The 24,900-nt window shown below is 62.3% G+C and carries 23 protein-coding genes; 6 read left to right on the forward strand and 17 right to left on the reverse strand.

What is annotated here, in order from left to right; all coding sequences use genetic code 11:
* Positions 1–10 precede the first annotated feature (10 nt).
* The 3 genes from hisH to DBV10_RS10800 are packed head-to-tail and all read left to right on the forward strand — an operon-like array spanning position 11 to position 2,605.
* Positions 11–598, forward strand: a complete 588-nt coding sequence (gene hisH / locus DBV10_RS10790) for an imidazole glycerol phosphate synthase subunit HisH (protein WP_158616818.1) — start codon at positions 11–13, stop codon at positions 596–598.
* Complete coding sequence (locus DBV10_RS10795) at positions 570–1,361, forward strand: HisA/HisF-related TIM barrel protein (RefSeq protein ID WP_124513419.1); 792 nt, start codon at positions 570–572, stop codon at positions 1,359–1,361. Before hisH ends, DBV10_RS10795 begins: the two co-directional genes overlap by 29 nt.
* Positions 1,358–2,605, forward strand: coding sequence for an N-acetyl sugar amidotransferase (locus DBV10_RS10800; RefSeq protein ID WP_158616819.1), 1,248 nt, complete (start codon positions 1,358–1,360; stop codon positions 2,603–2,605). Before DBV10_RS10795 ends, DBV10_RS10800 begins: the two co-directional genes overlap by 4 nt.
* Positions 2,606–2,618: 13 nt before the next feature.
* On the opposite strand, the gene DBV10_RS10805 is transcribed toward DBV10_RS10800, so the two are convergent.
* From DBV10_RS10805 to DBV10_RS10840, 8 genes are all read right to left on the reverse strand, one after another.
* A complete protein-coding gene (locus tag DBV10_RS10805; protein WP_148090338.1) occupies positions 2,619–3,767 on the reverse strand; it encodes a UDP-N-acetyl glucosamine 2-epimerase in 1,149 nt (382 codons plus the stop codon).
* A gap of 92 nt (positions 3,768–3,859) precedes the next feature.
* Complete coding sequence (gene glnT / locus DBV10_RS10810) at positions 3,860–5,167, reverse strand: type III glutamate--ammonia ligase (RefSeq protein WP_124513425.1); 1,308 nt, start codon at positions 5,165–5,167, stop codon at positions 3,860–3,862.
* A gap of 29 nt (positions 5,168–5,196) precedes the next feature.
* On the reverse strand, positions 5,197–6,951 hold the full coding sequence (gene asnB, locus DBV10_RS10815; RefSeq protein WP_124513427.1) for an asparagine synthase (glutamine-hydrolyzing): 1,755 nt from the start codon (positions 6,949–6,951) through the stop codon (positions 5,197–5,199).
* Positions 6,952–6,960: 9 nt separating this feature from the next.
* Complete coding sequence (gcvPB, locus tag DBV10_RS10820; protein ID WP_124513430.1) at positions 6,961–8,382, reverse strand: aminomethyl-transferring glycine dehydrogenase subunit GcvPB; 1,422 nt, start codon at positions 8,380–8,382, stop codon at positions 6,961–6,963.
* Position 8,383: 1 nt separating this feature from the next.
* A complete protein-coding gene (gcvPA, locus tag DBV10_RS10825; RefSeq protein ID WP_124513432.1) occupies positions 8,384–9,784 on the reverse strand; it encodes an aminomethyl-transferring glycine dehydrogenase subunit GcvPA in 1,401 nt (466 codons plus the stop codon).
* Between the two features lie 163 nt (positions 9,785–9,947).
* Positions 9,948–10,493: a sugar transferase gene (locus DBV10_RS10830; protein ID WP_124513434.1), complete on the reverse strand. Its 546-nt coding sequence runs from the start codon at positions 10,491–10,493 to the stop codon at positions 9,948–9,950.
* An 8-nt stretch (positions 10,494–10,501) separates the two neighbouring features.
* On the reverse strand, positions 10,502–11,242 hold the full coding sequence (locus tag DBV10_RS10835; protein WP_233589889.1) for an aldolase/citrate lyase family protein: 741 nt from the start codon (positions 11,240–11,242) through the stop codon (positions 10,502–10,504).
* An 86-nt stretch (positions 11,243–11,328) separates the two neighbouring features.
* Positions 11,329–12,858: a lipid II flippase MurJ gene (locus DBV10_RS10840; RefSeq protein ID WP_124513438.1), complete on the reverse strand. Its 1,530-nt coding sequence runs from the start codon at positions 12,856–12,858 to the stop codon at positions 11,329–11,331.
* Positions 12,859–12,978: 120 nt separating this feature from the next.
* Between DBV10_RS10840 and lysS the strand changes: the two genes are divergently transcribed.
* The 3 genes from lysS to DBV10_RS10855 all read left to right on the forward strand — a co-directional run bounded on the left by lysS (position 12,979) and on the right by DBV10_RS10855 (position 16,348).
* A complete protein-coding gene (gene lysS / locus DBV10_RS10845; RefSeq protein ID WP_124513440.1) occupies positions 12,979–14,535 on the forward strand; it encodes a lysine--tRNA ligase in 1,557 nt (518 codons plus the stop codon).
* 71 nt (positions 14,536–14,606) lie between these two features.
* On the forward strand, positions 14,607–15,641 hold the full coding sequence (locus DBV10_RS10850) for a diguanylate cyclase domain-containing protein (protein ID WP_124513442.1): 1,035 nt from the start codon (positions 14,607–14,609) through the stop codon (positions 15,639–15,641).
* Positions 15,642–15,703: 62 nt separating this feature from the next.
* Positions 15,704–16,348, forward strand: a complete 645-nt coding sequence (locus DBV10_RS10855; protein ID WP_124513621.1) for a mechanosensitive ion channel family protein — start codon at positions 15,704–15,706, stop codon at positions 16,346–16,348.
* A gap of 180 nt (positions 16,349–16,528) precedes the next feature.
* On the opposite strand, the gene nagZ is transcribed toward DBV10_RS10855, so the two are convergent.
* The 9 genes from nagZ to lepA all read right to left on the reverse strand — a co-directional run bounded on the left by nagZ (position 16,529) and on the right by lepA (position 24,598).
* Positions 16,529–17,620: a beta-N-acetylhexosaminidase gene (gene nagZ / locus DBV10_RS10860; protein ID WP_124513444.1), complete on the reverse strand. Its 1,092-nt coding sequence runs from the start codon at positions 17,618–17,620 to the stop codon at positions 16,529–16,531.
* A 76-nt stretch (positions 17,621–17,696) separates the two neighbouring features.
* Complete coding sequence (gene acpS, locus DBV10_RS10865) at positions 17,697–18,089, reverse strand: holo-ACP synthase (RefSeq protein WP_124513446.1); 393 nt, start codon at positions 18,087–18,089, stop codon at positions 17,697–17,699.
* A gap of 57 nt (positions 18,090–18,146) precedes the next feature.
* The gene (locus tag DBV10_RS10870; RefSeq protein ID WP_124513448.1) at positions 18,147–18,938 is read right to left on the reverse strand and encodes a pyridoxine 5'-phosphate synthase; all 792 of its coding nucleotides are present in this window, start codon (positions 18,936–18,938) and stop codon (positions 18,147–18,149) included.
* Positions 18,935–19,702, reverse strand: coding sequence for a DNA repair protein RecO (recO, locus tag DBV10_RS10875; RefSeq protein ID WP_124513450.1), 768 nt, complete (start codon positions 19,700–19,702; stop codon positions 18,935–18,937). Before recO ends, DBV10_RS10870 begins: the two co-directional genes overlap by 4 nt.
* A gap of 10 nt (positions 19,703–19,712) precedes the next feature.
* Positions 19,713–20,717: a GTPase Era gene (gene era / locus DBV10_RS10880; RefSeq protein ID WP_124513452.1), complete on the reverse strand. Its 1,005-nt coding sequence runs from the start codon at positions 20,715–20,717 to the stop codon at positions 19,713–19,715.
* On the reverse strand, positions 20,714–21,397 hold the full coding sequence (rnc, locus tag DBV10_RS10885; protein ID WP_124513454.1) for a ribonuclease III: 684 nt from the start codon (positions 21,395–21,397) through the stop codon (positions 20,714–20,716). Before rnc ends, era begins: the two co-directional genes overlap by 4 nt.
* Positions 21,398–21,760, reverse strand: a complete 363-nt coding sequence (locus tag DBV10_RS10890) for a DUF4845 domain-containing protein (protein ID WP_124513456.1) — start codon at positions 21,758–21,760, stop codon at positions 21,398–21,400. It abuts the gene before it with no gap.
* A 55-nt stretch (positions 21,761–21,815) separates the two neighbouring features.
* A complete protein-coding gene (lepB, locus tag DBV10_RS10895) occupies positions 21,816–22,790 on the reverse strand; it encodes a signal peptidase I (protein WP_124513623.1) in 975 nt (324 codons plus the stop codon).
* Positions 22,790–24,598, reverse strand: a complete 1,809-nt coding sequence (gene lepA / locus DBV10_RS10900; RefSeq protein ID WP_124513458.1) for a translation elongation factor 4 — start codon at positions 24,596–24,598, stop codon at positions 22,790–22,792. The genes lepB and lepA overlap by 1 nt, the downstream gene beginning before the upstream one ends.
* Positions 24,599–24,900: the final 302 nt, after the last annotated feature.

Here is a 24,900-nt window from a genome sequence, read left to right on the forward strand (position 1 = left end):
GATCGGCATCGTGGACTACGGCGTGGGCAATCTTGCTTCAGTGTGGCATGCCCTGCATGCTCTACAGTTTCGCTGCCGCATAAGCAGCGAGCCAGCCACACTCAGCGCCTCTGACCTACTGTTGTTGCCTGGCGTGGGCGCGTTCCCAGCAGCCATGGCGGCTCTGCACCGCACAGGTCTGGTCGACTACCTTCAGAGCGAGGCCCGTAAGGGTCGGCCTATGATCGGAATCTGCCTGGGCATGCAACTTTTGGCGGAATCGTCCACAGAACAGCGTCCAACACCGGGGCTGGGCCTGCTACCTGCAACCGTGCGCGCCCTGCAAGCTGGCGCGTGGCACATCGGCTGGAATGAGATTGAACCGGAGCGCGAAGATCCTTTGTTCGGCAGTGGGTGGCCCCATTCCGTCTATTTCAATCATTCATATGTAGTGGACGCGCAGCCTCAGCACCGTGTCTTCATTGCGCGGGCGGGGGAACCGATCACTGCAGTCGTCCGAAAGGACAACGTAGTAGGCATTCAGTTCCACCCGGAGAAGAGCCAGTCAACCGGGCGCAAGATGCTGCACCGTGTCGTTGAAGGACTTCTGTGTGATTAAGAAACGACTCATCGGCGTGGTGACCGTCAAGAACGGCTGGGCAGTGCAGTCCTTCGGCTACGGTCGCTATCTGCCGCTTGGGCGCCCCGAAGTGCTGATCGCAAACCTGGACCGCTGGGGTGCCGACGAGATACTGCTGCAATGCATTGACCGCAGCCACACGATCCAGGGCCCCGACCTGCGTCTTCTTGACCGGGTAAGTCGCCAGGGACTGGCCACACCCCTCATCTACTCCGGTGGCCTGCGCCATGCAGCCGACGGAGTCGCAGCCATCAAGGCTGGCGCTGACCGTGTGTGTGTGGATGCACTGTTACACGACGATCTGGATGCCGTAATGTCGATATGCGAACCCCTGGGGGCCCAAGCCGTCGTTGCCAGCCTACCACTAAGTATGACAGACGATGGCATCCGTTGGCTTGACTACCGGAGCCGCCAGTCATTCCCGCTGGCGCCCGAGCTTGCACGTCTGTTGCGCGAAGGCGCTATCTCAGAGGCGATGATCATCGATTGGCGCCATGAAGGCAGCCCCGGCGCATTCGATCTCCGTCTGCTGGCCCTACCAGCTTTGCGCGGGATTCCACTTATCGCTTTTGGCGGCCTCAGCAGTGAACCTCTGCTGCGGGAGGCACTCCAGATGCCAGAAGTAGTGGGCGTCGCGCAAGGCAACTTCCTCAGTTACCGCGAGCACGCTGTGCAAGCCGTCAAGCAGTTGCTTCACGGCCTGCCCCTGCGGGCCGCCCATTTTGAATCTTCCGCACCGTGACTCCAGGCCATTACCTAAGTTGCCGCCGCTGCCTATACACCACCAGCCACCCACTGGGGCTGATACTCGACGAAGAAGGCATTTGCTCAGGTTGTCGCATTCATGACGAAAAAGACCAACTAGACTGGCCCGCGCGCTGGGAAAGGCTGACCAGATTGGTCCAGCCGTACCGCATCACGTCGGGCGGCACGTACGACTGCATCGTTCCGGTGACGGGTGCGAATGACTCATACTTCATAGTGCACTTGATCAAGGAACGTCTGGGCCTCAACCCACTGCTTGTAACCTACAACAAGTATTTCAACAGTGCGCTTGGCATCCGAAACTTGGCAAACCTGAGAATCCGCTTCGACTGCGACATCCTGGTGCAAAACGTCAACCCTGTGTCGGTGCGCAAAATTACGCGCGCTACGCTGCGCCAATTTGGCAGCGCCTATTGGCACTGCCTGGCAGGCCACACAGTGTTCCCTGTGCAAACAGCAGTGCGCTACGGCGTGCCACTGATCATCTGGGGCGCACACCAGGGGCTTGAGCAGGTGGGCATGTTCTCCCACGAGCACGAGGTCGAGATGACGCGCCGCTACCGTACCGACCACGACCTCATGGGTCAAGATCCCGATGCGCTGCTGTCGATCTTCGACACCCTGACTGAAGACGATATCTGGCAATACCGCTATCCAGCCGATGCAGACCTGCATACAGTCGGTGTGCGCGGTATTTACCTGGGCAACTACGTACGCTGGGACCCAAAGGCGCAGCACGAACAGATGGCAGCCATGCATGACTATCGCGGTGCCGCATTCGCCCGCACCTTCGACACCTATGACCACGTCGACTGCTACAACTACATGGATGTACACGATCAGATCAAGCTGTACAAGCAAGGCTACTCCAAGGTTACAGACCACGCCTGCCGCGAGATCCGCCACGGGCGCCTCACGCGCTCACAGGGATTGGCTCTAGTACAGCAGCACGAACTCGCACCGCTCACGCACCTGGACAAGTTCTGCGAGTGGCTCGGCGTAACGGAGCGCTCCTTGCAGTTCGTCCTCGACCAGCACCGCAACCCACGATACTGGACGCAGACACGGCCCGGCCGTTGGGATTTTCATGGCGAAAGCACGCGTATTGATGCGGCGTCCGGACACAATGACGCTCCAATAGATATGGGGTTCAGGGCCACCGATAGGCTCGCTCTCGACGGCGACGGTAGCTACATCACGGTGGGCAAGGGCTATCCCTGAATGCTGCTACCGCTCAGGCACTCTGCACAAGACTCAGGATCGCGTCGGCCACACGTGGCGCGGCCAGCCCCGGCGGCGGCATCACACGCTGGGAACGTTGAATCGGGTGCGGGTTGTCAATGGCAAGCGCTAGGCCATCCATTGACTCCACTGGCTCAGCCAGACCCATGCGGCTGTAATCGAACTCCAGATTAGTGACCGAGGGCGCGAAGCGCAGACAAAGCACACGCTTGCCTGACAGCGCAGCCTCCAACCCAACGGTCGTCGTCTGCACAACGACGATGTCGCTAGCATGCAACAGAAAAGCCACCGACTCACGTGTGGGGATACTGACATACACCCCTTCCTGCTCACCCAAGTCAGGGAACTCGTGGTACTGACTCGGGTGGTAGCGCACGACCAGCGCACGGCCCGGAGCCTCAGCCACCCAGGCACGCAAATGCTGCTCTACGGCCAAGCCGAATCGATTGCCGAGGTACTCTGGCGGCGTGCAGGGGCTCGGATCTTCCAGATAGCCCGGGTACATGACCACAGTTCGCCCCTCCCAGCCCATCCGGCGCAGAAAATCGGCCCCCTTGCGAATGTTGTCCGGATCCTGCAACGGATCGTAGGCGGGGCAACCAGTCACTAAAATGCGAGCCGGATCAATCCCAGCTGTCACTAGGTTGTCCCTCACAAACTCCGACAACACCGTTATGCGATCAGAATGCACCGGTTGTCGCGGGTAAATGTCGTACGGCAAACCGAACAGGTCCATGATGTTCAAGCTCGGGATGCCCCGCATCACTGCCGCCTCAGTAGCCGCGCGCTCCGAACGCGGTGAACTCGTGGTAATGACGGCCGCCGGTCGGATCTCGTCGAGCACCTTGCCCATGAAGCACACTGGAAAGAAGATGCGCCTGCCCCCCTCCGCATACAACCGCGCGGCTTCCGCCTCGCCATAGGTATCCACCCATTCGCTGTAGTTAATGCCAAGGTAGGCGAGGCTTTCAGCCTCATCAATGTCGGGATGGGCATTGCCTTCCAAGAGTGCTCGACCACACTCAAGCACCCTTTGCGGGTCATTCACCAGGTGCAGAAAATTTCTGTACCCCACGGGCGAAAACCCCAAGCGCTTGGCGATGCGAAAGCCTGCGGTGAGGGCCATGATCTGCACATCCATGCCACGCGCGATAAGCTCCTGTGCGACAGGCGCGACCTTGCCGATGTGCCCTCCCCCATAACAAACGAAGAGAATCGGTCCGGCCCCCACCATCAGAAGAAGTCCACGTAGCGAGTGAACTCGGCTTTGGAGATTTCCAGCATTAGCGCATCGCATTCAGCGCGCTTGACGTCTAGGAACTCGGCAACAAATGCCTCACCCAAGCCGCGGCGCATGACTTCGCTGGCCTCCAATGCATCCAGCGCATCTGGTAACGAGGTAGGAAGACGCTTGATACCAAGAGCTTCGAGATCAGCTCCAGACAGGGCATAGAGGTTATCGTTCACTGGCTGGCCGGGTTCGAGCTTGCGTTCAATCCCGTCGAGCCCTGCATAGATGACTGCCGCAGTCAGCAGATAGGGGTTAGCCGCCGCATCGGGCAGGCGCAGCTCCAGCCGGCCTCCAGGAACACGCACAAATGCAGTGCGATTATTGTCACCATAGGCAATGTTGATCGGCGCCCACGTCGCGCCCGAGCGGGAGCCGCTCTTAACTAAACGCTTGTAGCTATTGACACACGGCGCAGCAATGGTGGTGAGGGCGGCCGCATTCGCTATGAGACCACCCAGGAATTGGTAGGCCATAGACGATAGATCCATTCCTCGGGGATCGGTCTTATCCTCGAATGCATTGTCCCCAAACACCCTTCCCGCCGACATGTGCATATGCAAACCGCTACCCGACCGCTCTGCAAACGGCTTTGGCATGAACGAACACAGCATGCCATGCTTCTTGGCAATCGCCTGAGCTGCCATCTTGAAGTATGTGAGATTGTCTGCAGTCTTCAAGCCATCGGCATAGGTAAAGTTCATCTCGAACTGGCCGTTGGCATCTTCATGGTCAATCTGGTAGACATCGATGCCTGCCCCGTCGAGCGCAGCACGTAGCTCCATGAGAAAATCAGAGACCGAGGACAGATGACGGAAATCGTAGCAAGGTTTATCCAAAGACTCAGATTCCGTAGCTACAACCCAACTGCCTGCAGTGCCGCCCGGCTTGAGCAGGAAGAACTCAGGCTCCAAGCCCGTGAAAAACTCCAACCCTGTTGCTTCACGAAAATCGGCCAAGGCTTTCTTGAGAATAACCCTAGAGTCCAGGGCATGCGGTTTACCGTCAACATGACCGTCGCAGGTGACACTGGCCGTAGAAGCCATCCAAGGCACGGGACGAATCGAGTCGCGATCGCCGATGGCCATGAACTCCCGTCCATGGGGGTCCATACCCATACCAGCGATAGCGAACCCAGCAAAACCGGCCCCCGCACCGAAAATCATTTCCTTGTGCTTGCCTGGCACCAGCTTCGCCTTGGGCCGGCCATGGATATCCACGAACTGCGCAAGGTAGTAGTCAAATTCGGCCATGTTCCTAAAGTCTCCGCTTTGTGTTTGTTTTACGCGTTCTCTGGGAAGAATTCTTGCAACCACAACTTGGTCATGAGCACCGTGCGCAATTGTTTCGTGTGGTTGTGCAGGCCGCTGCGGTGTTCCTCCAACATAACGAGCAGCTCATTGCAATCAAAACGCCCGCCATCGGGCAACGCCAATGTCTCGCGCGCCCATTGATACAACGGGCCTTTGATCCACTCACCGATTGGTAGCGTCGGCATGGTTTTGGGGCGAAACACAAAATCACGGTCGTAGTAGCTTTCCGCCGCCTTTTTTAGGAAGTGCTTGCCCACGCCCTGATAGAACTTGGAGGTGATGGGCAAGCGTGCAAACAACTCGCTGATCCGGTGATCCAGGAAAGGCGCCCGTGCCTCAGTCGACCAGCAGGCCCCCATACGGTCACCTTTGACAGAATTGTTGCCAGGCATGAGTGATGTCAACTCGTAGGCGGCTACTTGCTCCATCGGTTCCAGATCACGGAACGGCTCGATGATGCTCATGAACTTGTCGAGAGCCCCCTCCGCATGGGGCAAAAACGACGCACTCATCATGCGCTTGCGGTCTTTCTCAGTGCTGTAGCTGATGAGATCGAAATAGCTGCGCATAGAAAAATTAGCGCGCGTCATCTCGGAGAAGAATTGCTCGTTGTGCCGGAAGCCCAACATCACCTCGTCCGGCCCATCGCCAGTAAACATGACGATTTTCCCCATCTCATGCGCCTTGCGAGACAGCAGGTAGAACAGAAAGAAGGAGAAGTCTCCGTGCGGCTGCTCTGCGTGCTTGACAACAGAGTGTGCGATTTCTGGGATATCGGAGGGCTGGATATCCAGTGCGCTCAGGTTGATATTCAGGTCCGACGCTACACGCTCAGCATAGGCATATTCAGAAAAGCCCTTGTCCTCGATGCGCAGGCCAATGGCATCCAACTGAGGACGATTCCATTGCGGGACCAGCCGATTGGCAATGACCGAAGAGTCCACGCCACCCGAGAGAAACAAACCACCATCCACATCAAACCGCATCTGCAGCTTGACGGCTTCGTCCAAAGCATGCTCCAAATCGGCCTGCGATGCATCGAAACGCTCTCCATCCAACGGCCAACCCCAATAGCGCACCGGGTCGGAGAAACTGCCACCGCTATAGCGGATGAAAGTGCCAGGAAGAAGGTGGCGAATCCCTTCAAAGCAGGTTTCTGGCGGTGGACAATAATTGAAGGTAAACACGTTGCCCAACGCCGATTCGTTCACCTTGCGTTCGAATCTTGGCAGCGCGAGGATGGCTTTCATCTCGCTGGCAAATGCAACACCACCTTGATAGGGTGCGTAGAAGCAGGGTTTGATACCCTGGCGATCACGGGCCAGCATGCCCGTCTTTGTTCGCTGATCCCAAATAAAAAAAGCAAACATGCCGACCAAATCGTCGAGCATTTTTTCGCCTTTTTCACACCAGAGGTGCACCAGCACTTCGGTATCACACCGCGACTTGAACTTATAGCCCTTGGCCTTGAGCTGTTCGCGCAACTCAATGAAATTGAAAATTTCGCCGTTAAATACCACCCAGACCTTGCCATCGGTGCTGGACATGGGCTGCATCCCATTTTCGGGATCCACCACAGCGAGCCGGGCGTGCCCTAAGACGGCCCCGCCCAAGTCCTCAACACCTTGCTCGTCCACTCCACGGTACTTGATGCAGTCGATCATCTTCCAGACGTCGTCTTTGGTCACGCCCGCAGCATTGACCACACCCGCTATTCCACACATGGCAAATCCTTAATTCTTTAAATCGAGCCGTGCAATCTTGCGGCTCAGGGGCGCCCGCCCCACCAGTGCCTCATCCGTGGCATCTTCGTTGAAAACCCGCTCGAAAATTTCCACCTGATAGTCCAGGCTGGCCTTCGTTTCGGTCTCAGTCGGCTCAATCAGCATGGCTGATTTCAAGTCGCCCGGAAAGTACACGCACCCTGCTCCCACCAAAGTGGGCGGATGGATTCCGTAATCAATCAACCGCTTGGCGAACTGCCGAGCAGAGGTATTGAGTTTCTCGCCGGAAAGCAGAGTCTCATGCTTGCAGAACTGGCGATACACCGGGGGCAACATGGGCGCCAATCGGTGCTGAAGGTAGTTTGCGTTCAGCACGGCGTTCTCCGATGCCTCGCGCAACCCGCGCGCGCCCATTGTGCGCAAGTAGCCATAGGCCCGCAGCAGCACGCCCACATGGCCGTGAAAGCTTTTCATTCGGCCAATGGACAGCGGACGATCCCCATCGGGTTGCGCAATGCCATCCTTGCGGATCACGACGGGGTTGGGCAAGTACGCTGCAAGTGCCGCCTTCACAGCCACAGGCCCCGCCCCCGGCCCACCTCCGCCATGAGGGGTTGAAAACGTTTTGTGGACGTTGACGTGCACCACGTCAAACCCCATGTCCCCAGGGCGCACGATGCCCATCAACGCGTTGAGATTGGCACCGTCGTAATACAGCAGCGACCCGTTGGCATGCACGGCATCGGCAATTTCCACGATCTGGTCTTCAAACAAACCCAATGTCGAGGGGTTCGTCAACATGAAGGCAGCCACATCAGGCGTCAGCATCTCGCGCAAAGACACGATATCGACTCGGCCCCTGAGGTCCGAGGGCACAATTCGGCAATCGAAGCCCGCCATGGCAGCGGATGCGGGGTTGGTGCCATGAGCCGAATCCGGCACCAGCACCACCGGGCGATTGGCGCCGAGCTGGGCAAAGTGCTTGCGTATGACCAGCAGACCTGCCAGTTCACCATGCGCGCCGGCAGCCGGGGCCAAACAGCAGGCATCCATTCCAGTGACTTCACTCACCAGGGCCTGGAGTCGCTCATAGAGCTCCCAGACACCGCGCAAAGTGTCCACATCCTGCATCGGATGGGCACTCAAAAAACCTGGCAATCGGGCCAATTCGTCGTTGCGCTTGGGGTTGTACTTCATCGTGCACGAACCAAGCGGATAGGGCCCGTTGTCCACGCCATGGGACTCCTGGCTCAGGCAGGTGAAATGGCGCACCACATCCACTTCACTCACTTCCGGCAGGCCAATCACAGCGCGCTGGCAAGCAAAAGAAGGCAGCGACGGCGACGCAAGCGCCTTGCCGACAAAAACGTCGCTGGCAGCGCCTGGACGGTGCAGATCAACAATAGATTGAGAGGGAGAAGTAGCAGACATGTCAGGACTCCTGCAAACACGCACGTGCATGCCCCACATACGCATCCAGATCCGCCAGGCTCTTGGTCTCCGTCACGGCGACCAGCAACCCCCGCCCATGGCCCACCAACCCCTTGTCGAGCGGGATACCTGCGAAGACGCCAAGGTTGCGCATGCGGGCGCAGAAGGTCACCGCATCCAGCGGCAGCTCAACCGCAAACTCATTGAAATGGGTTCCACTGCGCAACCTGCTGACACCCTCCATCGAAGTCAAAAGCGCACACAGCCGTGCTGCATTGGCAGCATTCACCTGGGCAATGCGCATGAAATTGCGCTCTCCCAAGCAGGCCAGGTGAATGGCCACACGAATGGCATTGAGGGCCTGGTTGGAACAGATGTGGCTGGTGGCCTTGTCGCGCGCCACATGCTGCTCACGGTCTTCCTTGACCAGCGCATAGCCAAGCTTTCCATTCAGATCATGAACGCGACCCACCAGGCGACCGGGCAAGTAACGCTCAAGAGGCTTGGTACAGGCAATGATGCCAACATAGGGCCCTCCGGCGCTCAACGGCAACCCCAGGGGCTGCCCTTCACACACCACAATGTCTGCCCCCAGCGTGCCAGGCGCTTCAAGCCATCCGCACAACAAGGGATTGACACACACGGTCAGCAGCGTGTCGTGCTGCAGGCACATCTGCCCGATCGCTTGCACGTCCTCAATCACTCCGAATGCGTTGGGACTTTGCAGCACCACGCCAGCCACATCCCCTGCAGTGAGCAGATTGACCATCGCAGCAGCGTCTGCCATGCCGCTCACGGGGTCCTGCGCGACGTAAACAACCTGCACGCCACGGGGCAGGAGGTAGGTGTCGAGCACCTCGCGGTACTGCCCCCAGACCGCTTGCGCCACCACCACGCGGCGTTTGCCGCTGGCAGAGCACATCATCCAGCAGGATTCGGCCAGCGCTGTGGCGCCATCGTAGACGGAGCAATTGACACAATCCCGCCCCAAAAGACGCCCCACCAGCACCTGAAACTCAAACAGCGCCTGCAAAAGCCCTTGGCTCATTTCGGGCTGATAGGGGGTGTAGGCCGTCAGGAACTCTCCACGCGAGACGATGGCATCAACAACCGCCGGAATGTAGTGCTCATAGGCCCCGCCCCCCAGGAAACAGCTGTGTGTCAACACCGTGGCATTCATGTCAGCCATGCTCCGCACATCGCGCATCAGCTCCCACTCGCTGAGCGCAGGTGGCAGATCAAGCTCGCGGCGCAAACGCACCTGCGCAGGCACATCGGCAAACAGCTGCTCCACCGAATGAAGCCCCATCACCTCCAGCATGGCTTGGACGTCCGAGCCCGTGTGCACGTTAAAGCCGATGGGCATTCGCTCCACTACAGAGTCGTTCTGTCTTTGGTTCACGGCGATGAAAGCGTTTGGTCAAAACGCATGATTGGACAGCAAAAATGGATCAAGAGACCAGAGGCTGACGCCCCTTGAAAGTCTTGGGGGACATATGGAAGCACGGGGGCCCACCTGATCCCAAGCGTAGCATGCCCGGCACGCGGGTCGCCACATCGTGCGGCTAGTTGGAGGCACGCCCGCCGAGCCGTTGGACGGTCCAGATCAAAATCCTGAGATCCAGCCAGAGGCCGGCTTCCCGGGCATAGCGCAGATCCGCAGTCAGTCTTTGCTCATGGGTCGCTTCGGAGCGGAACAGGACTTGCGCCAGGCCGGTGATACCCGGCCGCACACTGCAGCGCTCCACCCATTGCGCCTCGGAATACAGATCACGCTGAACGGGCAGGTCCGGACGTGGGCCGACCAGGCTCATGTCACCCTTGATCACATTCAGAAGCTGAGGCAATTCATCGATGCTGGTGCGACGCAGAAAACGACCTACCCGCGTAATGCGCGGATCAGCCCCTCCCTCCGTGAAGTGCGGCCCCAGGGCGCTCGCATTGCGCACCATGCTGCGGAACTTGTACATATGGAACTCACGCCCATTGAGCCCCACACGCACCTGCCGGAACAGCACCGGAAAGCCATCGCCAACAACACAAGCCATGGCGGCAAGCAGCAGAATGGGACTGAACAACGCCACTGCCAGCAACGACAAGAGGAGATCCATCAGGCGCTTCACGCGACGCACCCCAGATCCGCCGCGATGGACTCGATCGCCCTGCGGGCCCGCAGCTGGTCAGATTCAACCTGATCCTCGGTACGCGCTGCTAGCCCCCCCTCGGCGATTCGAAGCGCCTGTATCTGATCCTCGAACGAGCCCACGGCCTCGCTGCCATGGAAAGTTCTCGACAGAATCACGGCCCCCGAGCCCAGCCGCAGGTGCTCCGCCAAAACATCCCGCCCAGGCAGCAATCCCTCATCCAGCCTCGCAATCCCCCCAAACCCAAAGCGCAGCCCCTGGGCTTGCACCCTGGCTGCAACCCGGTCCAACACCCCTTGGGCCAAAGGCTCAAACATGAACCGGCAACCCAAAGAAAGATGCAGGTCATTGAGCCCCACAAACACTTCGCACAGCCCGGGGGTGCCTACCCAGCCATCCAGCGACTGCAGCGCTCCCGCCGTCTCCAGCAGCGCCACAATGGGCGCCCGCCCCGCCACGATGCGGCTGAACGCCTGCAGCTCCTCGGGGGTGTGGAACATGGGCAGCATCACCCAGTCGGCGCCTTGAGCCAGCACGGCATTCAGCTCATCCGCGGTGCCTGCATGCAATGGATTCACGCGCACCATGAGCCGTGAGCGCAGCAGCTGCGACTTGATGCGGCCGACATCCTCCAGCCGGTGGGTGCTGATGAAGGTATTGCGTCCGGCCTGGCGCTCGGCCTTGCCGTGGACCTCCAGATCGACAAACAGGCGCATGCCCGGCAGTGCATCGCAGCGGCGCGCCAGCGCGGGGTCGTTGGTGATCTGCAGAAAATCAATCATGGTATGTGGTGTGGTGCAGATTATGACCGCAGGGCCCGGCGCAGACCGGGGCCGGAGAACCAGCCAGACGCTATCACAGCGAGAGCGGCTGACGCGCTTCCAGCCAGCGTTCCCACGTGTTTCCACTCCAAACTGCGAACCGGTGCAGCCAGCCCCTCGGCGCCCCCCCACCCAGAGGCAAGCAGGGCCACGGCCACCAGGGCCAGCAGGGGCGCCAGCAACGTTCGCACGGGCACCCAGCGCCGCAGGGCTGGCACGCCCAACGCCCCCCAGGCCACCAGGGCCGCCGCCAGAAACCCGGCATTCAGCCCCCCCATGAGCACCCCGCCCGTGACCAGCCCCATCGCCCCCATTCCCACCAGCATGGCCAGTGCCAGCATGTACGCCAGCACGGCAAAGCGCATGCGCCCCACCGAGGCCAACACCGTCAAAGCCACCGCCAGCAGCGCCTGCGGCAACAGGCCCCACGCCCCCACGCGGCCCCAGGCAGCGATCTGCTCCAACGCCGGCGCCTGCATGCGCCCCCAGCCGAAAAGCAAGGAAGCGATCACTGGCGCCCCCACCAACAGTGCGGCCGCAGCGGCGCAGGCCAGTGTCCAGGCCAGCACCAGGGCATTGCGCACCGCGGTTGCCATGTCCTCTGCGCCTGGGTGATCGTCAGCGCCAGACTGCGCCGCATGCGCCCGCGCAATCGCGGGGAAGGCCAGCGAAGCCACGAGCTGAATGGCCAGAACCAGCGGCAGCTCCACAAGTTTCCAGGCGTAGTTGAAGGTGGCCAAGGCCCCCTCGCCCGCCCCGGATGCGAAGGTGCGGGCCACAAAAGGCAGTGTCAAGGGCAGGCCCGCTCCCAAGGCGGCCCACATCCAGATGCGCCAACCCGGCAGCGGCGCTGGCGCAGCGCAAGGCGGTTCCACCGGCAAGGCCTGCTGGCGCACATGCCGCATACGCCAGCCCTGCCACAGCAACCGCAAAACAACCGCCAATAGCAGGAACACGCCCAGTATTTGCGTCGCGCCTTCTCCCGCCCCATACAGGCCCAAGAACAGCAGCGCGGCGATGAGCACACCATTCACCACCAGATTGGCGCTGTACAAGCCCACAAAATCACGCTCGTGCTGCAACCGCGTGGCCCACAGACCGGCCAGCATGGCGGCGGGCAGGGCCAGGGCGCTCCAGACCACAGCGTTGCTGGCAGCGCCTTGCAACGCGGCGGAGGCTCCGGGCACCAGCAACGCCGCCACGGGGCCTTGGGCCGCACACATCAGGCCCGCCAGCACAAGGCTCCCCCACAACAAACGCCGGGCCACGCGGGTCTGGGTGGCGTTCTGCTGCGCGGCCGACTCTGTGGCCCACCGGGGCAACAACACATAGGCCAATGCGCCGCTGACGAGCACACCGGCCAGCCAGTCGGGCAGGGTCAGCATGACGATGACCACATCGGCCATGCCGGAACTGCCGAAAGCAGCGGCCAAGGCCGTCTCGCGCAGCACGCCCAACACACGGCTGGCAAGCAGCAACAGCAGCGAAAGCAGGCCAGCTTTGAGGAACATGCCGCAAATTATCGAGGCTCAGGGGAGCACAAACGCCGCACGGCACGTGCAAAAAACTAAAATCACGGGTTTTGGTCCGAAACAACGCCTCTGAACGCCTCTATTTGCGGGCGGCCCTCCATGTCTGACAACCACATTTCTCCCCCTGCCGCCGCAGCCCCCCAGGACGACAACCAACTCATCGCCGAGCGTCGCGAAAAGCTCCGCGCCCTGCGCGAAGTGCAAGCCACCGGCGGCGGCGTTGCCTTCCCCAACAACTTCAAGCCCGCGCACAAGGCGGCGCAGCTGCACCAGGACCACGGCGGGACGGCCAACGAGACACTGGAAGCCACGCCCGTCAACGTGAGCGTGGCCGGCCGCATGATGCTCAAGCGCGTGATGGGCAAGGCCAGCTTTGCCACGGTGCAGGATGGCTCGCTGGGCGAGGTGGGTGGCCGCATCCAGCTCTACGTGACGCGCGATGCGGTGGGCGAAGAGCTGTACGCCGCCTTCAAGCACTGGGATCTGGGCGATATCGTGGGTGCCGAAGGCACGCTCATGAAGACCAAGACGGGTGAGCTGTCGATCAAGGTGACCACACTGCGCCTGCTCACCAAGAGCCTGCGCCCGCTGCCCGACAAGTTTCACGGCATGGCCGACCAGGAGCAAAAGTACCGCCAGCGCTATGTGGACTTGATCACCGACGAACAGGCACGCAAGCGCTTCATGGCCCGCAGCAAGGCGGTGAGTGGCCTGCGCGAGTTCATGGTGAGCCACGGTTTCCTGGAGGTCGAGACGCCGATGCTGCACCCTATCCCGGGCGGCGCCAATGCCAAGCCGTTTGTCACACACCACAACGCGCTGGAGCAGGAGATGTTCCTGCGCATCGCGCCTGAGCTGTACCTCAAGCGCCTGATCGTGGGTGGCTTCGAGCGCGTGTTCGAGATCAACCGCAGCTACCGCAACGAAGGCATCTCGGTGCGCCACAACCCCGAGTTCACCATGATGGAGTTCTACGCGGCGTACTGGAACTACCTGGACCTGATGGACTTCACCGAGACGCTGATCCGCGAAGTGGCGCTCAAGGCCACGGGCTCGCTGCAGCTGAGCTACGGAGGGCGCGAGGTGGATCTGAGCCAGCCGTTTGCCCGCCTGACCATCCGCGAAGCGATCTTCCAGTACACCGAGGCCGGCGCCCACGTGGACGATGCCGCCTGGCTCATCAGTGCCCTGAAGAAGCTGGGAATGACGGAAGAGAAGGACAAGCTCTCCACGCGCTCCTTGGCCAGCCTGCAGGTGTTCTATTTTGAAGAAACCGTGGAAGACAAGCTGTGGATGCCGACCTTCATCATGGAACACCCCACCGAGATCTCGCCCCTGGCGCGCGCCAATGACACCCGCCCCGAGGTGACCGAGCGCTTCGAGCTGTACATCACGGGCCGGGAGTTCGGCAACGGCTTCAGCGAGTTGAACGATGCCGAAGACCAGGCCGCCCGCTTCCACGCCCAGGTGGCCGCCAAGGACAGTGGCGACGACGAAGCCATGTTCTACGACCACGACTTCGTGCGCGCGCTGGAATACGGCATGCCCCCCACCGGGGGTTGCGGCATTGGCATCGACCGCCTCATGATGCTGCTGACCGACAGCCCCAGCATCCGCGACGTAATCCTGTTCCCGGCACTGCGCCGCGAATCCTAAGGCCCAGGCGGCTGGGCAGCGCCCCGGCCGCCCCAGACCGCGTCCTTTAACGGCCCAAGGAGACCCCTACCGTGCCCTTCAGTTCCAGCAACGCCCCCTACCCCGCTGCCGAGCCCCTGCCTTCGGGCAGCGCGTTCTCGGTGCTGGTGGTCGAGGACCAGGGCTCGGTGCGCGCCGCGCTGGTGGCAGAGTTGCGGAAGGCGGGCGTGTCCGACATTTTCCAGGCGTCCGAGGGCAACGCTGCATTGCAACTGTTCACCACCCGCCGCCCGGACCTGGTGCTGCTGGACATCCAGCTGCCCGGCCAGGACGGCTACTGGGTGGCGCAACAGATGCGAGGGAGCGAGGCCGGAGACTGGACCCCCATCATCTTCCTGTCGGGCCTGGACAACGAACTCGACGTGTGGCGCGGCATCGAGGTGGGGGGCGACGACTACCTCGTCAAACCCGTCAAGCCCATCGTCCTGATGGCGAAATTGCGCGCCATGCGCCGGCTGCTGGACATGCGCCGCCGGCTGGTGATGATGTCCGCCGAGCTGCATGCAGCCAACCAGCGGCTCAACGAAATGGTGGAGATTGATGCGCTCACGGGCCTCATCAATCGCCGTGGCTTCGACCGCATCCTGCACAACGAAATCCTGGCCGCGCGCCGCGAGGGCACTCCGCTCACGTTGATGCTGTGCGACCTGGACCACTTCAAGCTCTTCAACGATGCCGGGGGGCACCTGAAGGGCGACGCCTGCCTGCGGGAGGTCGGCCGCCTGCTGCGCGATGTGTGCGTGCGCCCCCGCGATGTCTCGGCGCGCTACGGCGGCGAGGAGTTCGCGCTGATCCTGCCCAACACGCCGCGCTCAGGCGCCATGACCTTCGCGCGGGCCCTGGGGCAGCTGCTCAAGGTGCGGGCCATTGAGCACCCCAACTCCCCGCTGGGCAACCTGCTGACCCTCTCGGGAGGGATCAGCACCTGCGTGCCCGACGAAAACACCAACGCCGAGAGCATGATCATGCGCGCCGACCAGGCCCTGTATGCCGCCAAGGCCCAGGGCCGCAACCGCTTCTTCAGTTTTGAGATGCAGATGGACACCGTGGAGCAACTGCGCAATTGAGTTTCTTTTCCGCCTTCTCGTTTGATGCCACGCAGCGCAATGCGCGCACCGTGGCATCCCGCATGCAGCTCTTGAAGACCCGCCTGCCCGATTGGGTGCAGGACTGGCTGGAAGTCATCATCCCCGGCATGCAGATCCTGCTCATCCTCTTCGTGGCCTGGCTGCTGCAGCGCGTGCTGCGCCGCATCGTGCGCCGCGCCAGCACCCACTACCAGGTGCCCGATGAGCTGGTGGTGCCCCTCAATGGAATGATCCGCTGGGTCATCGTAGCCAGTGCACTGCTGCTGGTGCTCGAGCGCATGGGGGTTTCGGCCACCGTGCTCTGGACAGCCTTCACCGGCTTTGCCACGGTGGGTGCGGTCGCGTTCTTTGCGGCCTGGAGCGTGCTGTCCAACCTGTTCTGCGCGCTGCTGATCTTCACGGTGCGGCCGTTCAGGATCGGCGACTACATCGAGGTGCTGGACACCGCCGAAAAACCCGGCGCCAAGGGGCGCGTGGTGGACATCAACCTGCTGTACACCACGCTCGAAGACCATGGCGCCACAGCCGGCCACCTGGCTTGGTTGCAGGTTCCGAATGCGCTGGTATTCCAGCGCGTGGTGCGGCGCTGGCGAGGCCCACCGCCCTCGGCGGTGGAGCCGACTGCAGCGTCGACCTCATTTGCACCCGCTCCAGAAGCATCTCCTTGCGCCCCGCCCGCGCCCTGAACCAGGGCATTTCAGTTGTTCATGGCGCTGCGCACAACCCGCAGCGGATGAAACTGGCGCGACCAAGGCCAGCGCCCCCGTGCAAGGGCCGCCCCGCCGCACCGGGGGCGTCCCCCTCCCAGATTGCGAAGCAATTTGAGAGAGGGGGAAGGCGCGAAGCGACTCAGGGGGTGCTTCATCTCAGGGCAGCAGGTCCAGCGCCTGCATGTAGGCCGGCTGGTACATCAGTTCATCCCAGGCCTGGGGCAGGGTTTCGGGCAGCAGCGCCAGGCGGCGCGACTCGCTGTCCACGCTGGGCTGCCACAGGCCTTGCGCCCGGGTTTTCTCCAACCCCTCGATGAGCTCGTCCACCGCACGGCCGTCGCCCACGCTCTGGTTGCACAGCAGCACCAGGTCGCAGCCCGCCTGCAGCGCCGCAATGGCGGCGTCGGTGTAGCTGACCACCTGGCCGTCCAGGCGGCGCGCGCCCTCCATGCTGAGGTCGTCGCTGAAGATGGCGCCGTCAAAACGCATCTGGCGGCGCAGGATGTCCTGCAGCCAGCGCTGCGAGAAGCCTGCGGGGCGGCTGTCCACCTTGGGGTAGATCACATGGGCGGGCATCACGCTGGTGAGCGTGCTGCTGAGCCAGGGGTAGGGCGCGGCATCGTCGGCCAGGATGGCCTTGAGGCTGCGCTTGTCCACCGGCACCTCGGTGTGCGAATCGGCCCGCACGAAGCCGTGGCCCGGGAAGTGCTTGCCGCAGTTGGCCATGCCCGCCTGCAACAGGCCGTGCATGAGGCTCTTGGCCAGCAGCGCGACCACGCGCGGGTCGCGGTGGAAGGCGCGGTCACCGATCACGCCGCTTTCGCCCCAGTCAAGGTCGAGCACGGGCGTGAAGCTGAAGTCCACGCCGCAGGCGCGCAGCTCACTGCCCAGCACATAGCCCGCCGCCGTGGCGGCGTTGGTGGCGCGCAAGGCGCCGCTGCCGGGCACGGCCTTGGCGCCCTGGCCGTCGTCCATCCACAGCTCACCCAGGGCGCGCATGGGCGGCAGGTGGGTGAAGCCATCGGTGCGAAAGCGCTGCACGCGGCCGCCTTCGTGGTCCACGCAGATGAGCAGGTCGTCCCGCACGGCCTTGATGCTGCTGGTGAGCTGCAGCAGCTGCGCGCGGCTCTCCCAGTTGCGGGCGAACAGGATCACACCGCCGGTCAGCGGATGGGCCAGGCGGCGGCGGTCCACGTCGGTGAGTGCGGTACCCGCCACGTCGAGGATCAGGGGTGCATGTTCGGTCATCAGGATCAATCAGAAATTCACTATCAAAACAATAGCTACCAGCGCTTACCAGTCGCGCGGCAGAGGTTTATTTTCTCTATACCTTCTCGACCACACAGAAGCTGGCGGCGTAGTCGGTCTCGTCGGTCACGCTCAGGTGCGCCTTCAGCCCCTGGGCATCGAACCATTCCTTGAGCGCGCCGTGCAGCACGATCACGGGCTGGCCGGTGGGCAACTTGGCCACTTCGCAATGGCGCCAGGTCATGGGCATGCGCAGCCCCAAGCCAATGGCCTTGCTGAACGCTTCCTTGGCCGAAAAGCGCGTGGCCAGGTAGCGCAGGCCCCGGTCGGGCCAGCGGCTACTCCTCTCGCGCCAGGTCGCCAGCTCACCGTCGGCCAGCACCTTCTGCGCGAACCGCTCGCCGTGGCGCTCCAGGCTGGCCGCGATGCGGCGCACGTCGCAGATGTCGGTGCCGATGCCGTAGATCATGGTTTTGAAAAAAATAGGCTGCTATCGCTTATCCATCAAGCGCTAACAGCTATCAAATCAGGAGTGAATGGCCTGCCCCGCACACCCTGCCCGGATGCAGCCCAGATAGGCCTGCACTGTGGCGGCGTAGCCCAGCTCCAGCGCATCGGCAATGAGGGCGTGGCCAATCGAGACTTCGAGCACACCCGGCACGTCGCGCACAAAGGCCGCGAGGTTGTCGCGGTTGAGGTCGTGGCCGGCGTTCACGCCCAGGCCCACATCCAGCGCGGCCTGGGCGGCGGCGGCGTAGCGCTTCAGTTCGACGGCGTGCTGCGGCGTGCCCCAGGCAGCGGCATAGGGCTCGGTGTACAGCTCCACCCGGTCGGCACCCACGGCCCTGGCGGCGGCCATCTGTTCGGGCACCGGGTCCATGAACAGGCTCACCCGCACGCCCAGCGCCTTGCACTCGGCGATCAGAGGCGCCAGGCGCTCCGCGTCCTGCGGAAAGCTCCAGCCGTGGTCGCTGGTGAACTGGTCTTCGCTGTCGGGCACAAAGGTCGCCTGCTGGGGCCGCACCTGGCGGATGAAGTCCATCAGGTTCTGCGACGGGTTGCCTTCGATGTTGTATTCGCGGTCGGGCCAGGCTTTCATCAGCGTGGCCAGCTCGAACACATCGTGGCTGCGGATGTGCCGCTCGTCGGGCCGGGGGTGCACCGTGATGCCCTGTGCGCCCGCCTGCAGGCACAGCGTGGCCGCGCGGGTGACGCTGGGGATGCCCAGGTGGCGCGTGTTGCGCAGCAGCGCGACTTTGTTGACGTTGACCGACAGGGCGGTGGTCGGATGCGAAGCGTTGTGGGATGGCTGGTTCATAGGGCCTGCAGGTCGATCATGAGCTGGCGGGTGCGCAGCATGGGACTGCCGCAATGGTATTGCAGCACGGTGCGCAGCTGGGGCTTGAGTTCTGCCGCGACGGGGGCACAGGCGCGCAGCGTGGCGGTGTAGCTGGCGGTGCCGTCATCCAGCGCCCGCTGCAAGGCGGTCCACTGGCGGCCCGTCAACCCCGCGCGGTCGGCCGCGGAGGCTGCCCGCAAACCGCCTTCGGCCACCAGGGTGTAGCGCGTGGCGGGCTGAAGCGGCTCCAGCGTCATGGTCTGCACATCCAGGCTGGGCAAGAGGCCGATCTCGCGCAGCAGCAGCAGCTCGAAGCTGCGCAGCACGGGCTCTAACGCGTCGCCGTGCTCGCTGGCCAGCACGCGCACCACACCGGCATAGGCATCGAACAGCGCGCTGTGCGCATCGGCCCGCGCCAGCAGGCGCAGCAGCAGTTCATTGAGGTACAGGCCCGACAGCAGGGCGTCGCCCGTGGGCATCACATGCCCCCCCACCCACTCGGCCCCCTTGAGGGTGTGGATGTCGGCGCTGCCGTCCCCCGCCAGGGTGTAGGTGAGCAGCAGGGGCTGCAGCGGCAGCAGCACGGGGCGGAAGTTGGAGGTGGGCTTCTTGGCCCCCTTGGCCACCAGGGCCACACGCCCCTGGCGGCGGCAGAAGACTTCCAGGATCAGGCTGGACTCGCTCCAGTCGTAGCTGTGTAGCACATAGGCGGGCTCATCGGAAATGCGCTTGGCGGCAGCCACGGAACGCAGGTCACTCGTAGCCGAAGGAGCGCACGCGCGCTTCGTCATCGGCCCAGCCCGAGCGCACCTTGACCCAGAGCTCCAGGAACACCTTGGCATCCATGAGCTTTTCCAGCTCCTGGCGGGCTTCGGTGCCAATGCGCTTCAGGCGCTCGCCCTTGTCACCAATGACCATCATCTTGTGGTTGTCGCGCTCCACCACGATGGTGGCGGCGATCTTGACCAAGCGCTTGTGCTGCTTGCTCTTTTCCTCGTCGAACTTGTCGATGACCACGGTCGAGGTGTAGGGCAACTCATCGCCCGTGAAGCGGAACAGCTTCTCGCGCACGGTTTCAGAGGCCAGGAACTTCTCGCTGCGATCGGTCAGCTCGTCCTCGGCATACCACCAGCCCTGCTCGGGCAGGTATTTGGCGCAGATGCCGAACAGGCGCTCGATGTCGCCCTTGTTCTTGGCCGACATGGGCACGAACTCGGCAAACGGGTGGCGCTCCTGCATGCTCTTGAGCCAGGGCGCGATCTCGGCGCGGCGGTGCACCATGTCGAGCTTGTTGGCCACCAGCAGCGTGGGGATGCCGGGCTTGAACAGCGACAACACCTTGGCATCGGCCAGCGTGAAGTTGCCCGCCTCGACGACGAAGAGGATCAGGTCCACATCGCCGATCGCGCCCATCACGGTCTTGTTGAGCGACTTGTTGAGCGCCGTGGCATGGCGCGTCTGGAAGCCCGGCGTGTCCACGAAGATGAACTGCGTCGCCTCGCGCGTGCGGATGCCGGTGATGCGGTGGCGCGTGGTCTGCGCCTTGCGCGAGGTGATGCTGATCTTCTGCCCCACCAGGGCGTTGAGCAGCGTGGACTTGCCCACGTTGGGCTTGCCCACAATGGCAATCACACCGCAGCGCTGCCCCGGCACAGCGGCAGGCGCCGCAGCGGCCGCCAGCATGGCTTCGAGGTCATTCTGCACGGGGGCGCTTTCTGCGCCCTCGTCACCAGCTACATTTTTAGTAGCATCATTCATACGTTCTTTGCTTTCAATGTGGCCAGCATGGCTGCCGCAGCCGCCTGCTCGCCCGCCCGGCGCGAGCCCCCGATGCCGCGCTCGGTCAGGCCCAGTTCGGGAATATCGCACTCGACATCAAAGGTCTGGCGGTGGGCCGCGCCCACGGTCGCCACCACCTTGTACTGCGGCAGCTTCATTTTGCGGCCCTGGAGCCACTCCTGCAACGCGGTCTTGGCATCCTTGGACGCGGCCTGCATCTGGGGGTTGATCTCCACCCCTTCAAACAGGCGGTGCACCAGTGCTTCGGCACCGGCATAGCCTGCATCCAGGTACACGGCGCCGATCAGGGCCTCCAGGGCGTCAGCCAGGATGGAGGGGCGCTGCTGCCCCCCGGACTTGGCCTCCCCTTCGCCCAGGCGCAGCACCTCGGAAACTTTCAGCCGCAGGGCCAGCTGGTGCAGGGTGTCCTGCTTGACAAGGTTGGCCCGCACCCGCGAAAGATCGCCTTCCGGCAGGGCAGACAGGCGCCGGTACAGCAGGCTGGCGACCGCCAGATTCAGGACAGAGTCGCCCAAAAATTCGAGCCGCTCGTTGTGGTCCGCAGAAAAACTGCGGTGCGTGGTGGCACGCTGGAGCAGCGAAGGATCGGAAAAGACATGCTGCAGTCGCCCCTGCAGCGCTACGAGACCGGCGTGCACCTAGTTGGTCTGCGCTTCAAAGCGGTAGACCAGGTAGGCCGGCCCCGCCAGAGGAATCTCGCGTGCGTACTTGAACGACACCACCACCTTGTCACCCCGCTTGGTCACGTCCAGGTCCGTCCCCTTGATGGAGGTGATGTCATCAATCGCCGCGGCGCGGTCAAAGGCGGCGCGCACACCCGGCACCGTGCTCTCCACCTTGGCCTTTTCAATGGCCTTCTTCGCGGAGGTGTACTCCAGGAAGATCGGCACGGACTGCCCCCCGATGGCGAACACAGCCACCGCGATCAGGCCGATAAAGATCAGTCCAAAAAAAGACAGCCCGCGCTGGCGTGAACGGCTTGCGGTGCGATACAGCTTCATAAATTACCCCCTCGCTATGTGGTGTGCAGCAACTCTGTGCATCCGTGATCAGTGATCAGTGGAACGAACCGATGCGCTTGAGATTACCGAAATTCATCCAGACAAAAAAGGCCTTGCCCACGATATTGCCCTCCGGGACAAACCCCCAGTAGCGGGAGTCCAGCGAGTTGTCGCGGTTATCGCCCATCATGAAGTAGTGGCCTTCAGGCACCTTGCAGGCAACGCCTTCCACACTGTAGCGGCAGTTTTCGCGGTAGGCAAAATTGCTTGCGCCCTGCACGAAGGCCGGCACGTCCGGGTTGTTCAGGAGGCGGTGGGGCTGCTCGCCCAGCTGCTCCTCGAACTGCTTGAAGTAGCGCATCGCGTCTTCTTCAAAAAAATCCGGCACCGCTTTGGTATCAAGGGCCTTGCCATTGATCGTGAGGCGCTTGTTGATATAAGCCACCTCATCGCCGGGCACACCGACGACGCGCTTGATGTAGTCCATGCTGGGTTGCGGCGGATAACGGAACACCAGCACATCGCCGCGCGCGGGCCTGTTGCCCTCGGTGATCCGGGTGTTGAGGACCGGCAGGCGGATGCCGTAGGTGAATTTGTTCACCAGGATCAGGTCGCCCACCAGCAAGGTCGGGATCATGGAACCGGAGGGAATCTTGAAGGGCTCGAAAAGAAAGGAGCGCAACAGGAACACGCAGACAATCACCGGGAACAGCCCGGCGGTCCAATCGAGCCACCAGGGCTGCATGAGGATCTGGCCCTTGGCGTCCTGCACGTCCACATCGACCTTCTGGATGCCCATGCGGTCCAGTTCGGCACGGCGTGCCACGGCGGCGTCCTCGATGGCCTGCGCCGCACGCTGACGGCGCGGCAGGAAGTACAACCGTTCGGCGAGCCAGTACGCACCGGTGATCACGGTGGCCAGGAACAGCAGCAACGCAAAGTTGCCCTCGATCGCACCAAAGTACCAGGCGCCGACATAGCCGGAAAAACCGGCCAGCACCAACGACGTGAGAATTTGCATGAACTGCATCAATCTTCCACCTGCAAAATGGCCAGAAACGCCTCTTGGGGCACCTCGACCGAACCGATCTGCTTCATCCGCTTCTTGCCTGCCTTCTGCTTTTCGAGCAGCTTGCGCTTGCGGGTGATGTCGCCGCCATAGCACTTGGCCAGCACGTTCTTGCGCAGGGCCTTGATGGTCTCGCGCGCGATGATGTTGGCACCGATGGCGGCCTGGATGGCCACGTCGTACATCTGGCGGCTGATGATCTCGCGCATCTTGGCGACCACGGCCCGGCCACGGTACTGCGACTGTGAGCGGTGCACGATGATGGACAGCGCATCGACCTTCTCGCCGTTGAGCAGGATGTCGACCTTCACCACGTCGGACGCGCGGTACTCCTTGAACTCATAGTCCATGGAGGCATAGCCACGCGAAACGGATTTGAGCTTGTCAAAGAAGTCGAGCACGATCTCGCCCAGTGGCATCTCATAGGTCAGCATCACCTGGCGGCCGTGGTACGCCATGTTCATCTGCACGCCCCGCTTCTGGTTGGCCAGCGTCATCACCGGGCCCACATAGTCCTGGGGCATGTACAGGTGCACCGTCACGATGGGTTCGCGGATTTCCTCCAGCCGGCCCTGGTCGGGCATCTTGGAGGGGTTCTCGACCATGATGACTTCACCATCGGCCTTGACCACCTGGTAGACCACGCTGGGCGCCGTGGTGATGAGGTCCTGATCGAACTCGCGCTCCAGGCGCTCTTGCACGATCTCCATGTGCAACAGGCCCAGGAAGCCGCAGCGAAAACCAAAGCCCAGCGCCTGACTGACCTCGGGTTCGTAGTGCAGCGACGCATCGTTGAGCTTGAGCTTTTCCAGCGCGTCGCGCAGCGAGTCGTATTCGCTGGCTTCCGTCGGGTACAGGCCCGCAAACACCTGGGGCTGGATTTCCTTAAAGCCAGGCAGCGCCTCGGCCGCCGGGCCTGCGTTGTTGGGCAGCTTCTTTTCGAGCGTGATGGTGTCGCCCACCTTGGCCGCCTGCAGCTCCTTGATGCCGGCGATGATGTAGCCCACCTGCCCGGCATCGAGCGAATTGCGCGGCTCGTTGGCGGGCGTGAACACACCGAGGTTGTCGGCGTTGTAGACAGCCCCGCTGGCCATCATCTTGATGCGCTCACCCTTGAGCAGGCGGCCATCGACCACGCGCACCAGCATCACCACGCCCACGTAGCTGTCGAACCAGCTGTCGATGATCATGGCGCGCAGCGGGCCCTCGGCCTTGCCGCGCGGCGCGGGCACCTTGGCCACGATGGCTTCGAGGATCTCGTCGATGCCCATGCCGGTCTTGGCCGAGCAGGGGATGGCATCCGTCGCGTCGATGCCGATCACATCCTCGACCTCGGCCTTCGCATTCTCCGGATCGGCATTGGGCAGATCCATCTTGTTGAGCACGGGCAGCACTTCCACACCCAGGTCCAGCGCCGTGTAGCAGTTGGCCACGGTCTGCGCCTCCACCCCTTGCGATGCATCGACCACAAGCAGCGCGCCTTCGCATGCGGACAGCGAGCGGCTCACTTCGTACGAGAAGTCCACATGGCCCGGTGTGTCGATCAGATTGAGGTTGTAGACCTGGCCATCACGCGCCTTGTACTGCAGCGCAGCGGTCTGCGCCTTGATGGTTATCCCACGCTCTTTTTCGATGTCCATCGAGTCCAGGACCTGGGCCTCCATCTCGCGTTCCGCGAGCCCGCCACACCGTTGGATCAAGCGGTCAGCCAGCGTCGACTTGCCATGGTCGATGTGCGCAATGATGGAAAAATTTCTGATGTGATTCATCAACGGAAAGCGTCAAGTGATTGAATTAAAACGGCGCCCACAAGAAAAAAGGGCGCGTCGAGTGGCGACGCGCCCTGAACCAACAATCATTGGCAACTGCGATAGTTGGAGCTTCATTGTAGGCAAAAAGGCCGCTGGGAAAAGCCCGCCCGACTGTACCCAAGGGGAGTTGCCGGTCTGCAACAGGGATTTTATGCACAGTTTATTCACAGTTGGCACAACAACAACGCTGGACAACTTGTGGGTGAGCTGTGGATCAGCTGTGCATTGCACAGAAGCATCCCGCATCGTGAACCCTACGC

The sequence above is a fragment of the Acidovorax sp. FJL06 genome (assembly GCF_003852545.1).
GTDB lineage: Bacteria > Pseudomonadota > Gammaproteobacteria > Burkholderiales > Burkholderiaceae_C > Acidovorax.

Excerpts from the sequence above, each read along its gene's own strand:
- DBV10_RS10805 (WP_148090338.1), bottom strand. The coding sequence starts at position 3,767 with ATGGATGTGCAGATCATGGCCCTCACCGCAGGCTTTCGCATCGCCAAG.
- glnT (WP_124513425.1), bottom strand. The coding sequence starts at position 5,167 with ATGGCCGAATTTGACTACTACCTTGCGCAGTTCGTGGATATCCATGGC.
- asnB (WP_124513427.1), bottom strand. The coding sequence starts at position 6,951 with ATGTGTGGAATAGCGGGTGTGGTCAATGCTGCGGGCGTGACCAAAGAC.
- gcvPB (WP_124513430.1), bottom strand. The coding sequence starts at position 8,382 with ATGTCTGCTACTTCTCCCTCTCAATCTATTGTTGATCTGCACCGTCCA.
- DBV10_RS10830 (WP_124513434.1), bottom strand. The coding sequence starts at position 10,493 with ATGGATCTCCTCTTGTCGTTGCTGGCAGTGGCGTTGTTCAGTCCCATT.
- DBV10_RS10835 (WP_233589889.1), bottom strand. The coding sequence starts at position 11,242 with ATGCGCCTGTTTGTCGATCTGGAGGTCCACGGCAAGGCCGAGCGCCAG.
- DBV10_RS10840 (WP_124513438.1), bottom strand. The coding sequence starts at position 12,858 with ATGTTCCTCAAAGCTGGCCTGCTTTCGCTGCTGTTGCTGCTTGCCAGC.
- lysS (WP_124513440.1), top strand. The coding sequence starts at position 12,979 with ATGTCTGACAACCACATTTCTCCCCCTGCCGCCGCAGCCCCCCAGGAC.
- DBV10_RS10855 (WP_124513621.1), top strand. The coding sequence starts at position 15,704 with ATGCAGCTCTTGAAGACCCGCCTGCCCGATTGGGTGCAGGACTGGCTG.
- nagZ (WP_124513444.1), bottom strand. The coding sequence starts at position 17,620 with ATGACCGAACATGCACCCCTGATCCTCGACGTGGCGGGTACCGCACTC.
- acpS (WP_124513446.1), bottom strand. The coding sequence starts at position 18,089 with ATGATCTACGGCATCGGCACCGACATCTGCGACGTGCGCCGCATCGCG.
- DBV10_RS10870 (WP_124513448.1), bottom strand. The coding sequence starts at position 18,938 with ATGAACCAGCCATCCCACAACGCTTCGCATCCGACCACCGCCCTGTCG.
- era (WP_124513452.1), bottom strand. The coding sequence starts at position 20,717 with ATGAATGATGCTACTAAAAATGTAGCTGGTGACGAGGGCGCAGAAAGC.
- DBV10_RS10890 (WP_124513456.1), bottom strand. The coding sequence starts at position 21,760 with ATGAAGCTGTATCGCACCGCAAGCCGTTCACGCCAGCGCGGGCTGTCT.
- lepB (WP_124513623.1), bottom strand. The coding sequence starts at position 22,790 with ATGCAGTTCATGCAAATTCTCACGTCGTTGGTGCTGGCCGGTTTTTCC.
- lepA (WP_124513458.1), bottom strand. The coding sequence starts at position 24,598 with ATGAATCACATCAGAAATTTTTCCATCATTGCGCACATCGACCATGGC.